Source organism: Streptomyces sp. NPDC001220, assembly GCF_053597895.1.
Map to the genome: position 1 here is coordinate 389,253 of NZ_JBSFJE010000008.1, position 12,806 is coordinate 402,058.

Consider the following 12,806-nt stretch of genomic DNA (forward strand, 5'->3'; position numbering starts at 1 on the left):
CCCTTTTTCACCGTCTCACCGCTCACGAAGGACATCACGATGCGCCTCAGCCGTCCGATCGCCGCCGTTCTCGGCGGGCTCGCCCTCGCCGTCATCACCATCGGTCCGGCCGCCGCCGCCGACGGGACGTTCGTCTGGGTGGGGCCCAAGGGCAAGGCGTACGCCATCCAGAACCCGCCGGACCGCAGGTGCCTGGACCTGGCGCAGGAGGCGCGCGGTCCGCAGAACGCCACGAAGAAGGCGCTCGTCGTCTACAGCAAGCAGAAGTGCAAGGGCACCGCGCTGCGGATCGCTCCCGGTCACTCGGCGCCCAGCAGCGTCCACTTCGCGAGCGTGGTCTTCAACCCTCGCTAGACGCTTCGCCGCAGGCGGCGTGAGGCGCCGTCGTCCGGCTGCGGCTCCGTCGCGGCGGGGCCGCGTCGTGGTGCGACCCCGTGCCCCTCGACGCACCGCCGAACGGCGGCCGACGCCGCCCGGGCTGCTTGGGCCGCCTGCCGTCCAGCCCCCGACCGGTGGCGCCGATCACGACACAGTGACCGGCGCCACCGGTCTTTTTCCGCGCAGAAGGCATCCGGGCGCAGCGGTGCGCGGGCCACCGCCACGACCGGGGCCCGCACCGCTTCAGAGCCCCGCGACCGACGTCACACCGGGACGGCCCACATCACACCGGGACCCCCTTGATCGATCATCGGCCGGCCGGTTTAGCATATGAGCGCCACCTAGCTCGATCGAGAGTAGATCTGTGACTGTCAACGACGACTCGTTCACCAACTGGAAGAACCGCGAGGAGATCGCGGAGTCGATGATCCCGATCATCGGGAAGCTGCACCGGGAGCGGGACGTGACCGTCCTCCTCCACAGCCGCTCCTTGGTGAACAAGTCGGTGGTCAGCATCCTCAAGACGCACCGGTTCGCCCGCCAGATAGCCGGCGCCGAGCTCTCCGTCACGGAGACGATGCCCTTCCTGCAGGCGCTCACCACGCTCGACCTCGGCCCCTCCCAGATCGACATCGGCATGCTCGCCGCGACCTACCGGGCCGACGACCGGGGCCTGGGTGTCGAGGCGTTCACCGCGGAGGCGGTCGCCGGGGCCACCGGTGCCAACAAGATCGAGCAGCGCGAGCCGCGGGACGTCGTCCTGTACGGCTTCGGCCGCATCGGCCGCCTGGTCGCCCGGCTGCTGATCGAGAAGGCGGGCTCCGGCAACGGACTGCGCCTGCGGGCCATCGTGGTGCGTGGCGCCGGCGGCGAGGACATCGTCAAGCGCGCCTCGCTGCTGCGCCGGGACTCGATCCACGGCCAGTTCCAGGGCACCATCACCGTCGACGAGGAGAACAGCACGATCCTCGCCAACGGCAACGAGATCAAGGTGATCTACGCCGACGACCCCTCGCAGGTCGACTACACGGCGTACGGCATCCGGGACGCCATCCTCATCGACAACACGGGCAAGTGGCGCGACCGCGAGGGCCTGTCCGAGCACCTGCGCCCGGGTATCGAGAAGGTCGTGCTGACCGCACCGGGCAAGGGCGACGTCCCGAACATCGTGCACGGCGTCAACCACGACACCATCAAGCCGGACGAGCAGATCCTGTCCTGCGCGTCCTGCACCACCAACGCGATCGTGCCGCCGCTCAAGGCGATGGCCGACGAGTACGGGGTGCTGCGCGGTCACGTGGAGACCGTCCACTCGTTCACCAACGACCAGAACCTGCTGGACAACTACCACAAGTCGGAGCGTCGCGGCCGGTCCGCGCCGCTCAACATGGTCATCACCGAGACGGGTGCCGCGTCCGCCGTCGCGAAGGCGCTGCCCGATCTCAAGGCGCGGATCACCGGCAGCTCGATCCGGGTCCCGGTGCCGGACGTGTCGATCGCGATCCTCAACCTCCAGCTGGCCCGCGAGGCGTCCCGCGAGGAGGTCCTGGACTACCTCCGCGAGGTGTCGCTGACCTCGCCGCTCAAGCGCCAGATCGACTTCATCACCGCCCCGGACGCGGTCTCCAGCGACTTCATCGGCTCCCGCCACGCGTCGATCGTCGACGCCGGCGCGCTGAAGGTGGAGGGCGACAACGCCATCCTCTACCTCTGGTACGACAACGAGTTCGGCTACTCCTGCCAGGTGGTCCGGGTCGTCCAGCACGTCTCCGGCGTCGAGTACCCGACGTTCCCGGCGACGGCGGTCTGACGCCGCTCTCCCCGAACGGCTCACCTTCCTCGCGCTCGCGAGGGAGGTGAGCCGTTCGTCCTTCCCGGGGCGGGACCGGAGTACGAGTGGAGTCCGGGGTCGTGAGCGACGGCTTCAAGCGCGTGGGATCGCGCGTGTCGGTCTCCGAGGCCGGCTGCGCGGACGACCGGAGTCGGGTGCACCGGGCACGGTCTCCGCTCGCGGGCCGCCGGCCCTGTCGGCTGCTCAGTCGGGTGGGACTGCCGGGTCGGTGATCCGGTACCCCACGCCGGGTGTGGTGGCGATGACCGGGGGGTCGCCGAGTTTACGGCGCAGGCGGCTGATGGTCACCGTGACGGTGTTGGTGAACGGGTCGGCGTGTTCGTCCCAGACCTGTTCGAGGAGGCCCTCCGTGCTGAGGAACGCGGGGCTCGCGTTCAGGAGGGCTTCGAGGACCGCGAACTCCTTGACGGAGAGGTCGAGTCGACGGCCGTCGCGGCTGGCGGTGCGGCGCATCGGGTCGAGTTCGATGCCCGCCGTGCGCAGGGTGCGGGATCGGGCGGCGGGGCGGCGGCGGGCCAGGGCGCGGATGCGCAGGACGAGTTCGGGAAAGTGGAAGGGCTTGGCGAGGTAGTCGTCGGCGCCCAGGGTCAGGCCGCTGACGCGGTCGCCGGGTGAGTCGGCGGCGGTCAGCATCAGGACCATCACGCGGCCGTCCCGCTCGGTGATCATATGGCAGAGGGTGTCACCGTGGATGCCCGGCAGGTCGCGGTCGAGCACGACGACGTCGTACGGGTTGACGTCCAGCTTGGCCGCGGCGTCGAGCCCGTCGTGGGCCACGTCCACGGCCATGCCCTGGTCGCGCAGTCCCTCGGCGATGACCTCGGCGAGGGGGCGGGCGTCCTCGACCACCAGGACTCTCACAGCGCCACGCCCGTCTCCGCGCCGGGGGCTTCGGCCGTCGCCCTGCCGTCCGTACGGGGGAGGGTGATGGTGACGCGCAGGCCGCCGTCGGGGCGGGCGCGCAGGTCCAGGGTGCCGTGGTGGGCCTGGGTGATGGCCGCGACGATGGAGAGGCCGAGGCCGCTGCCCTGGCCGCTGCCGGTCCGGTCGGCGCCAAGACGGCGGAACGGCCGCGCGAGGTCCGCCACCCGCTGCTGGTCGAGGACCGGTCCGCTGGACTCGACGACGAGGGACACCGCCCCTGCGTCGTCCTCGTCGGCCCGTACCGCGACACTGATCCAGCCCCCGGGGTCGTTGTGCGCGATCGCGTTGTCGACCACGTTGTCGGCCACGCGGCGCAGCAGCGTCCGGCTGCCCCACACCCACGCGGAGCCGTCGATCCGGTTTTCGCGCACGGTCAGGCCCCTGGCCGCGATGTCCGTTGCCCGTCCGGTGAGGGCGGTCAGCGCGAGTCGGCCGAGGGGGAGGCGCGCCCGGTCGGTGAACTCGCCGTGCTGGGTGCGCGCCAGGACGAGGAGACTCTCCAGCAGCCGGTCCACCTGGTCGAGTTCGGCGCGCATCCGGGCGGCCAGCGTGACCGTGGTCTCGGGTACCGGGCCCGGCTTGGCGAGTGCCACGTCCAGGGAGGCCCGCATCGTGGTCAGTGGGGTACGCAGTTCGTGGGAGGCGTTGGCGACGAAGAGGCGCTGGGCGTCGAAGGAGCCCTCCAGGCGGCCGAGGAGGTCGTCGATGGTGTCGGCGAGGTCCTTCACCTCGTCATCGGGCCCGCCGACGGCCAGGCGTTCGTGCAGGCTGTCGGCGGTGATCCGGCGGGTGGCCGCTGTCATCACGCGCAGCGGGCGCAGCACCCGGCCGGCGACGAACCAGCCGAGGCCGACGGAGATCACCGCCATGACGCCGAGGGCGATGGCGGAGCCGATCAGGATCTGCCGGCCCTGGGTGCCGTGCGCCTGAGCCAGCTGGCGCTCCAGATCGTCGATGCGGCCCTGGGCCTGTGCCGCCGTGGCGGGCTGAGCGCCGCCGTCGGGGGCGGTCTGGCTGGAGTTCGATCCGCCGGATGCCACCACGGCCGCGATGGCGAGCAGCGCCGTTCCCGACAGCAGGAACAGCGTCACGTACAAGGCGGTGAAACGAGTACGGGTGGTGCCACGGCGCAGGCCGAGCCGGGCGGTCAGGCCCGCGAGCCGTCGGGGCCAACCCCATTTCATCCGCATGCTCCCTTCCCGCCACACACCAGGTCACGTACCGGGCCAGGCTAAGCCGAGGCGCCTAACAGCGAGATGACAGCGGCCGTTCGGCCCCTGTAACCCGCTTCGTCACAGAGTGGGGCCCATGAACAAGGAGAGTACGAAGGCGACGATCGAGGTCATCGGTCTGCGTAAACGCTTCGGGTCACAGCCGGCTCTGGAGGGGATGACGTTCACCGTGCGGCCCGGACGGGTGACCGGCTTCGTCGGCCCGAACGGCGCGGGCAAGTCCACCACCATGCGCGTGATCCTGGGCCTTGACGCGGCTGAGGAGGGAAAGGCTCTGGTCGCAGGGGTGCCGTACCGCACCCTGCGCCGACCGCTTCGGCACCTGGGGGCACTGCTCGACGCCGCCGCGCTGCAGCCGAGCCGCACCGCCCGTAACCACCTGCTGTGGCTGGCCCATTCACAGGGCGTGCCGGCCCGGCGGGTGGACGAGGTCATCGAACAGGCCGGCCTGGGCACGGCGGCCCGGCGCAAGGCCGGCGGCTTCTCGCTCGGCATGCGCCAGCGACTGGGGATCGCGGCGGCGCTGCTCGGCGACCCGCCGATCGTCATGCTGGACGAGCCGTTCAACGGCCTCGACCCCGACGGCATCGTGTGGATGCGCGGCTTCCTGTCGTCGCTGGCCCGGCAGGGCCGCGCCGTGCTGGTCTCCAGTCACCTGATGGGCGAACTCGAAGACACCGCGGACCATCTCGTGGTGATCGGCCGCGGCCGGGTCGTCGCGGACACCAGCGTGTCCGAGCTGCTCGCCGCGGCGTCCGGCGGCCGGGTCACCCTGCGCACCTCCGCGCCTCCGCGCGCCGCCCAGGTCCTGCACGGCGCGGGCGCCACCGTTCTCGCCACCGGCCCCGACACCCTCGGCGTCACGGGTCTGCCAGACGAGGAGATCGTGGCCCTGCTCGCCCGGAACGAGGTGCCGTTCTCCCAGGTGTCCGCGCACCGGGCGACGCTCGAAGAGGCGTATCTGGAGCTCACCCGGGACGCGGTGGAGTACCGGGGCATCCCGGCGGGGGAGGCCACCCGATGACCGCCACCCTCACCCCGCGCCCCCCGGCCGCGAGGCGCGCCGGGCGGGGCGGGTTCCTCAGGACGCTGCACGCCGAGTGGACGAAGTTCCGTACGGTACGCGGCTGGGTCCTCGCCATGGCGGGGGCGCTCCTGGTGACGATCGTGGTCGGCCTGCTCGGCACGGCCGCCCCCGGCGGCCGCGGCGCCCACTCCGCCGCGTACCCGAAGGGCCCCGGCGGCGAGGCCGTCAACGACAGCTTCTACTTCGTCCGCAAGACGCTCACCGGCGACGGCACGCTCACCGTTCCCCTGCGGTCGCTGACCGGTGTGGCCGACACCGGGACCGGCAGGACGGCCCGGAGCGCCCAGCCCTGGGCGAAGGCCGGGATCATCGTGAAGGAAAGCCTCACCCAGGGATCCCCGTACGCGGCGGTCATGGCCACCGGCGGTCACGGCGTGCGCATGCAGTACGACTACACGCACGACACGGCGGGCCCTTCCGGCCGGGTCTCCCAGGAGTCCCCGCGCTGGCTGCGCCTGGTCCGCTCCGGTGACAGTCTCACCGGTTCCACCTCCGCCGACGGCTCCCACTGGACCGAGGTCGGCCATGCGAAGCTGCCGGGGCTTGCGCGCACCGTGCAGGCCGGGCTCTTCGCCACGTCACCGGAGGCGAAGCAGGACACCGCTGCGGGCACGGGCTTCAGCCCCGCCGTGGCCACCGGCACCTTCGGCCGTCCCGGCCTCACCGGCGGCTGGTCCCGGAGCGCGTGGAGCGGCAGACAGGTGGGCGGCGACGCGGGCACCTCCGGCAGCTACACGAACACCACCAAGGGCGGCTTCACCCGGACCGACGGCGGCGGGTTCACCGTGACCGGGGCCGGCGACATCGCCCCGGTCGTCGGCGGGCCGGTCATGGGCGTCGGCTTCTCCGTCGAGAACTTCCTCGTCGGCACCTTCGCCGGGCTGATCGTGGTGATCGCCGTGGGCACGGTGTTCATCACCGGCGAGTACCGGCGCGGTCTGCTGCGGACCACCATGGCGGCAACTCCCCTGCGCGGCCGGGTCCTTGGCGCCAAGGCGCTGGTGGCCGGCGGCGTCGCGTCCGCCGTCGGCCTGGTGGCCGCCGCGATCACCGTTCCCGTCGGGGAACGCGGCGCGCGCGGCAGGGGCTTCCACGTCTTCCCCGTCACGTCGGCGACCGAGGCGCGCGTCATGGTCGGCACCGGCCTGCTCTGCGCTGCGGCCGCCGTGCTCGCTCTCGGCGTCGGTGTCCTGCTGCGGCGCAGCGGCTCGGCGGTCGCCCTGGTCATCGCGTCGATCGTGCTGCCCTTCCTGCTGGCCACCTCCGGCGTACTGCCCCCGGGCGGGTCGGAGTGGCTGCTGCGGGTGACCCCGGCGGCGGGCTTCGCCATCCAGCAGACCCTGCCGCGGTACGCGCAGGTGCTCAGCGTGTACGAGCCGTCGACCGGCTACTACCCGCTGGCGCCGTGGGCCGGCCTCGCCGTGCTGTGCGGATACGCCGCGCTCGCCTTCGGTCTGGCCGTGGTGCGGCTGCGCGGGAGGGACGTATGAGTCTCCTGAGCGGTGCACGACCCACGAGCACGGCGGACGGCGCGCGGCGCGGGGACTTCGGCCGTGCCCTGCGCGCGGAGTGGACGAAGCTGCGCACCGCAGGGGAAACGGGGCGGTTGCTCCTGCTCGCCGGCGCGCTGACCGTGGCCGTCGGCTGCGGTACCGCCAAGGCCGTGAAGTGCCCGGACGCGGGGTGCGGCCAGGACGCCGTCAGGCTCGCCCTGACCGGCGTCACCGTCGGGCAGGCGGTCGTCGCCGTGGTCGCGGTGCTGGCCGTCAGCGGCGAGTACGGCACCGGGATGATCCGCACCACGCTCACGGCGGTGCCGCACCGGCTCACCGTGCTCACCGCCAAGGCGACGGTCCTCACCACGGTCGTGCTGGCCTCCGGGGCGGCTGCCGTGACGGCCTCCCTCCTCGTCGGCCGCTGCATCCTGCCCGGCAACGGCTTCACCGAGGCGCACGGCTATGCCCCGCTGTCCCTGGCCGACGGCCCGACCCTGCGCGCGGCCGTGGGCTCGGTCCTCTACCTCGTCCTGATCGCCCTGATCGGCCTCGGCGTGGCGACGGCGGTACGGGAGGCGGCGACCGCCATCGGGATCGTGCTCGGGCTGCTCTACCTCTTCCCGGTCGTCGCCCAGGTGGTCAAGGACCCGGAGTGGCAGCACCGCCTCCAGCAGATCTCGCCCATGACCGCCGGACTCGCGGTCCAGGCCACCGTCCGTCTGCACGAGCTGCCCATCGGGCCGTGGGCCGGCCTGGGCGTGCTCGCGGCGTGGGCAGCGGCCGCACTGCTGGTCGGCGGCCTGCTGCTGCACAGGCGCGACGCGTAGCCGAACCGAGGCGACCGCGAACGCGGTCGCCTCGGACCCGGACGCCTCCGACAGCGGACCGACGGCAGGTATGCGACGCCCCCCTTCCCGCCCGGGGCACCACCCTTGACGCGCCCACGCCCCGATGGCAGCTTTTTATCGATACAAACAGCCTCCGAACATCGTTCGAGATATCGACCAAACGGCCTCCCGGACAGGAGTACCCGCGTGCCCACCGCCACCGCGATCATCAACCTCGACATCGCAGGCCCGACCATCAGCCGCCACCTCTACGGCCACTTCGCCGAGCACCTCGGCCGCTGCGTATACGGCGGCTTCTGGGTCGGCGAGGACTCCCCCGTCCCCCACGAGGGCGGCATCCGTCTCGACGTCGTCGACGCGCTGCGCGCCCTGGACATCCCCAACCTCCGCTGGCCCGGCGGCTGTTTCGCCGACGAGTACCACTGGCGGGACGGCGTCGGCCCGCGCGAGCAGCGGCCCCGGATGGTCAACACGCACTGGGGCGACGTCGAGGAGAACAACCATTTCGGCACCCACGAGTTCATGGCCCTGTGCGAACTCCTCGGCGCCGAGCCCTACATCAGCGGCAACGTCGGCTCGGGCACCGTCCGTGAGATGAGCGAGTGGGTCGAGTACCTCACCCGGGACGGCGACAGCCCGATGGCGCGGCTGCGCAAGGAGAACGGCCGCGCGGAGCCGTGGAAGGTCAGGTTCTGGGGCATCGGCAACGAGACCTGGGGCTGCGGCGGCAACATGCGCGCCGAGTACTCCGCCGACCTGGCCCGCCAGTACGCCACCTACTGCCGCGACCACGGCGACAACAAGCTCTACCGCATCGCCTCGGGCGCCTCCGACGCCGACTACAAGTGGACCGAGACCCTGATGCAGCAGATCAGCTGCTTCGGCTGCGAGGCCGCCCCGAAGAACTTCTTCCAGGGCCTGTCCGTGCACCACTACACGCTCTCCGGCCCCTGGGAGGCCAAGGGCAGCGCCACCGACTTCGGCACCGACGACTACTACCGCACGATGCTGTCGGCCCGCCGTATCGACCGCATCCTCACCGGCCACTCCACGGTGATGGACGTCTACGACCCGGGCCGCACGGTCGGCCTGGTCCTCGACGAGTGGGGCACCTGGTGGGACGTGGAGCCCGGCACCGACCCCGGCTTCCTCTTCCAGCAGAACACCCTGCGGGACGCGCTGGTGGCGAGCACCCACTTCGACATCTTCCACCGGCACGCCGCCCGCCTGCACATGGCCAACATCGCCCAGACCGTCAACGTGCTCCAGGCCATGCTCCTCACCGACGGCGACGCCCTGGTCCTGACCCCCACCTACCACGTCTTCGAGATGAACAAGGGCCACCAGGACGCGACGTCGCTTCCGGTGCACCTGCGCGGCGAGGACACCCGGCGCCGGGTCGGGGACGCCGAACTCGACACCTTCTCCGCCTCCGCCAGCGTCAAGGACGGCACGGTCCTGATCTCGCTGAGCAACCTCGACGCCGAGGAACCCGCCGAGATCGCCCTCGACCTGCGCGGCGGCACCCTCGGCGAGCCGACCGCCCGGATCCTCACCGCCGACAGGCTCCAGGCCCACAACTCACCGGGAACCCCGGCAACGGTCGCTCCGCGGGTCTTCGACGACCTCGCGGTGACCGGTCACGGCCTGCGGCTCTCCCTCCCGCCGCACTCGTTCGTCACCGTCCAGGCCTCCCTGCACCAGCGCTGACCCCCAGGAGTGCGCACATGACCCGATCCGCACGTCCCCTGCCCGCCCGCCACCTGCGGCCGCCGATGGGCTGGAACAGCTGGGACTGCTACGGCACCACCGTCACCGAGCAAGAGGTCCTCGCCAACGCGGAGTTCATGCGCGAGCGGCTGCTGCCGCACGGCTGGGACACCGTGGTGGTGGACATCCAGTGGTACGAACCCACCGCGCGGGCCCACGGCTACAACCCGGACGCCCCGCTCGTCCTCGACGGGTACGGCCGTCAGCTCCCCGCGCCGAACAGGTTCCCCTCCGCCGCGGCCGGGGCCGGGTTCGGGCCGCTGGCCGAGCGAGTGCACGGCATGGGGCTGCGGTTCGGGCTGCACATCATGCGCGGCATCCCGCGACGCGCGGTCGAGGCCGAACTCCCGGTGCTCGGGACGGAGTTCACTGCGGCCGACGTGGCCGACACCGGCTCCGTGTGCCCCTGGAACTCCGACAACTACGGCCTGGACCACGACCACCCCGGCGCCCAGGCCTACTACGACGCCCAGGTCGCCCAGTTCGCCGCGTGGGGCGTCGACTTCGTCAAGGCCGACGACATGCTCTTCCCGTACCACGAGCGGGAGATCGCCGCCTACGCCCGGGCCGTCGAGCGCAGCGGCAGGCCGATCGAGCTGAGCCTCTCCCCCGGCACGGACATGTCCCTCGCGCGCCTCGGCCACCTCCGCGAGCACGCCACCATGTGGCGGGTCTGCGACGACCTGTGGGACCGCTGGGCGGACGTCGAGGCGCAGTTCGCGCGGATGGCCCGCTGGGCCCCCGGGCAGGGCCGGCAGGGCTGGGCGGACGCCGACATGCTGCCGTTGGGCCACATCGGCATCCGTGCGGAGCGCGGCGCGGACCGCCAGTCGGCCCTCACCCGCCCCGAGCAGACCAGCCTGCTGACCCTCTGGCTGATCTCCCGCTCCCCGCTGATGATGGGCGGCGACCTGCCCACCAGCCCGCCGGAGACCATCGAACTGCTCACCAACGACGAGGCGCTCGACGTCCTGTGGCACAGCACCGGAAACCGCGAGGTGCTGCGCGAGCGGGACCTGGTGCTGTGGACCGCCCGGGACACCGACGGGCGCACCCGGTACGCGGCGGTGTTCTCGCTGGCCGACCAGGAGCGCCGGTTCGAGGTGCCGCTGGGGTCGATCGGGGCCGGATCCCGCGACCGGGTCCGGGAGGTCTGGACCCGTACCGACACCGTCCACGACGGCCGGCGGCTGACCGTCGAACTGCCCGCCCACGGCGCCGCCCTCTATCGTCTTGCCGAGGACGGCAGGCGGGAGTGAACGTGTCGACGATCCAGGACGTGGCGAAGGCGGCCGGAGTCTCGGCGATGACCGTCTCCAACGTGATCAACGGCCGCCCCAACGTCCGCCCGGCCACCCGGGACCGCGTCCTGGAGGCGATGACCCGGCTCGACTACCGGGTCAACGTCGCCGCCCGCAATCTGCGCAAGGGCCGTACCGGGACGATCTGCCTGGCGGTCCCCGAGATCAACCGCCCGTACTACGGCCGGCTGGCCGCCTCGATCATCACGGCGGCCGACCGGCACGGGCTGGGGGTCGGCATCGAGCAGACCGGCGCCCGCCGGGAGAACGAGCTGGCGGCCCTCGCCCTGTCCCGCAACCGGCTCTACGACGGCCTCATCCTCAGCACCGTGGGGATGGGGCCGGCCGACGTCCAGGCCCTGGAGGTCGACCATCCGGTGGTGATCCTGGGCGAGCGGATCTTCGGCGGCCCCGTCGACCACGTCGCCATGCCGAACGAGGCCGCCTCGGAGGCGGCGACCCGCCATCTCGTCGAGCGGGGCTGCCGGCGGATCGCCCTGGTGTGCGGGCGCCTGGGCAGCGAGACCGACGTGTCGAGCCTGCGGCACGCCGGATATCTGCGGGCGCTGGCGGCCGCGGGGCTGCCCGCCGACCCGGAACTGGTGGTCACCGCCGAGTCGCTCACCATGCAGGAGGCCGCCCGCCGGATCCGGGAGCGGCTGGCGGACGGCCTCGACGTCGACGGGGTGTTCTGCGTGACGGACACGGTGGCCATGGGTGTGCTGCGCGCACTCGCCGACGCCGGGCTCCGGGTGCCGGAGCGGGTCAAGGTGATCGGCTTCGACAACGTCGACGAGAGCGCGTACCTCGTCCCCTCCCTGTCCACCGTCGACCCGGACCACGATCTGATGGCCGAACGCGCGGTCGCCCTGCTGGCGGCACGCATCGGCCGGCCCGGGGCCGGCCCGGAGCGGGAGGAGTTCATCGGCCCCTTCCGCCTGGTGGTACGGGAGTCGACAGGCGGCTGAACCGCTCGGCCACCCGCAGCCGGCACCCGTACCGCGCTCACCGGGCCTCGGCGCGCGGCCCTGTGGTGCTCAATGGGGCCTCGGCGCGCGGCCCTATGGTGCTCAATGAGGCCTCGGCGCGCGGCCGTTGCCGACTCACTCCCGCGCGCCTCGCTCATGGCTGCCCACCTCCGACCCTGGCCCCGTCCGTGCCGTCCGACACGCGATCGCGTTCGGTATCAGACGAGGTGGCCGAAGACGACCAGGTTCTCCGTGTAGTCCTTCACGTCGTGGTCGTAGTCGCCGGCGCAGGTGATCAGGCGCACCTCCGGGCGGCGGGTGTCCGCGTAGACGCGATCGCTGGGGAAGTCGTCCTTCGCGAAGGTGTCGGAGCTGTCGACCACGAAGTCGGCCTCCGTGCCGTCGGCCCGCAGCACCGAGAAGCCGTCGCCGGGCTCCAGTTCGTCCAGCCGGACGAAGACGGCGGCCGAGACCTTGGTGTCGACGTGCCCGGCGATGATCGCGGTGCCCGCCTCGCCGGGCGCCGGGCCGTCGGCGTACCAGCCGACGAGGTTGGTGTCCGCGGCGGGCGGCGGCTGGAGCTGGCCCGAGGGGGCGAGGGTGAGGGTGGTGAAGGGGGCGTCGACAGCGATCTTCGGAATGAGCAGACGGGTCGGCGCGGACCGGGACAGCGCCTCGTCGGCCCGGCGCGCACCGCCCGAGGGGGCGGCGTCCGCGCTCTCGGCCGGCATGTTGCCCGAGGCGTCGGAGGCCTTGCCGTGTCCGAAGAGCATCGCCACGGCCAGGAGCAGGACGGCCACGCCCCACACGGGCAGCCGTCCGGCGCGCCGGGTGCCGTCCGGGTCCTCGGGATCAGGGGCCGCGGGGACGGGGCCCTCGGTGTTCGGGCGGGAGGTGCCAGCTGCCATTCGAGGTCACCTTTCTGAGCACGGCAGCGGGAGGGGGGAACG

Annotated in this window: 11 protein-coding genes; 8 read left to right on the forward strand and 3 right to left on the reverse strand. The window is 72.3% G+C overall.

What is annotated here, in order from left to right; translation table 11 throughout:
- Nucleotides 1-39 precede the first annotated feature (39 nt).
- Together ACWDGI_RS21605 and ACWDGI_RS21610 are read left to right on the forward strand one after the other, a co-directional pair.
- Nucleotides 40-354 (forward strand): hypothetical protein, encoded by a 315-nt coding sequence (locus ACWDGI_RS21605; RefSeq protein WP_450761286.1) that lies wholly within the window; start codon nucleotides 40-42, stop codon nucleotides 352-354.
- A gap of 388 nt (nucleotides 355-742) precedes the next feature.
- A complete protein-coding gene (locus tag ACWDGI_RS21610; protein ID WP_450761288.1) occupies nucleotides 743-2,188 on the forward strand; it encodes a glyceraldehyde-3-phosphate dehydrogenase in 1,446 nt (481 codons plus the stop codon).
- A 225-nt stretch (nucleotides 2,189-2,413) separates the two neighbouring features.
- On the opposite strand, the gene ACWDGI_RS21615 is transcribed toward ACWDGI_RS21610, so the two are convergent.
- Both ACWDGI_RS21615 and ACWDGI_RS21620 read right to left on the reverse strand, forming a co-directional pair.
- The gene (locus tag ACWDGI_RS21615) at nucleotides 2,414-3,091 is read right to left on the reverse strand and encodes a response regulator transcription factor (protein ID WP_450761290.1); all 678 of its coding nucleotides are present in this window, start codon (nucleotides 3,089-3,091) and stop codon (nucleotides 2,414-2,416) included.
- Nucleotides 3,088-4,338: a HAMP domain-containing sensor histidine kinase gene (locus ACWDGI_RS21620; protein ID WP_450761292.1), complete on the reverse strand. Its 1,251-nt coding sequence runs from the start codon at nucleotides 4,336-4,338 to the stop codon at nucleotides 3,088-3,090. Before ACWDGI_RS21620 ends, ACWDGI_RS21615 begins: the two co-directional genes overlap by 4 nt.
- 124 nt (nucleotides 4,339-4,462) lie before the next feature.
- Between ACWDGI_RS21620 and ACWDGI_RS21625 the strand changes: the two genes are divergently transcribed.
- From ACWDGI_RS21625 to ACWDGI_RS21650, 6 genes are all read left to right on the forward strand, one after another.
- Nucleotides 4,463-5,410, forward strand: coding sequence for an ABC transporter ATP-binding protein (locus ACWDGI_RS21625; protein WP_450761294.1), 948 nt, complete (start codon nucleotides 4,463-4,465; stop codon nucleotides 5,408-5,410).
- The gene (locus ACWDGI_RS21630; RefSeq protein WP_450761296.1) at nucleotides 5,407-6,963 is read left to right on the forward strand and encodes an ABC transporter permease subunit; all 1,557 of its coding nucleotides are present in this window, start codon (nucleotides 5,407-5,409) and stop codon (nucleotides 6,961-6,963) included. The genes ACWDGI_RS21625 and ACWDGI_RS21630 overlap by 4 nt, the downstream gene beginning before the upstream one ends.
- Nucleotides 6,960-7,796, forward strand: a complete 837-nt coding sequence (locus tag ACWDGI_RS21635; RefSeq protein ID WP_450761298.1) for an ABC transporter permease subunit — start codon at nucleotides 6,960-6,962, stop codon at nucleotides 7,794-7,796. Before ACWDGI_RS21630 ends, ACWDGI_RS21635 begins: the two co-directional genes overlap by 4 nt.
- A gap of 207 nt (nucleotides 7,797-8,003) precedes the next feature.
- Nucleotides 8,004-9,527, forward strand: coding sequence for an alpha-N-arabinofuranosidase (locus tag ACWDGI_RS21640; RefSeq protein WP_450761300.1), 1,524 nt, complete (start codon nucleotides 8,004-8,006; stop codon nucleotides 9,525-9,527).
- 17 nt (nucleotides 9,528-9,544) lie between these two features.
- Complete coding sequence (locus tag ACWDGI_RS21645; RefSeq protein ID WP_450761302.1) at nucleotides 9,545-10,846, forward strand: glycoside hydrolase family 27 protein; 1,302 nt, start codon at nucleotides 9,545-9,547, stop codon at nucleotides 10,844-10,846.
- 2 nt (nucleotides 10,847-10,848) lie between these two features.
- Complete coding sequence (locus ACWDGI_RS21650) at nucleotides 10,849-11,856, forward strand: LacI family DNA-binding transcriptional regulator (RefSeq protein WP_450761303.1); 1,008 nt, start codon at nucleotides 10,849-10,851, stop codon at nucleotides 11,854-11,856.
- 218 nt (nucleotides 11,857-12,074) lie between these two features.
- Here the strand turns inward: ACWDGI_RS21650 and ACWDGI_RS21655 are convergent, their stop codons facing one another.
- Nucleotides 12,075-12,764, reverse strand: a complete 690-nt coding sequence (locus ACWDGI_RS21655) for a class F sortase (RefSeq protein ID WP_450761305.1) — start codon at nucleotides 12,762-12,764, stop codon at nucleotides 12,075-12,077.
- Nucleotides 12,765-12,806: the final 42 nt, after the last annotated feature.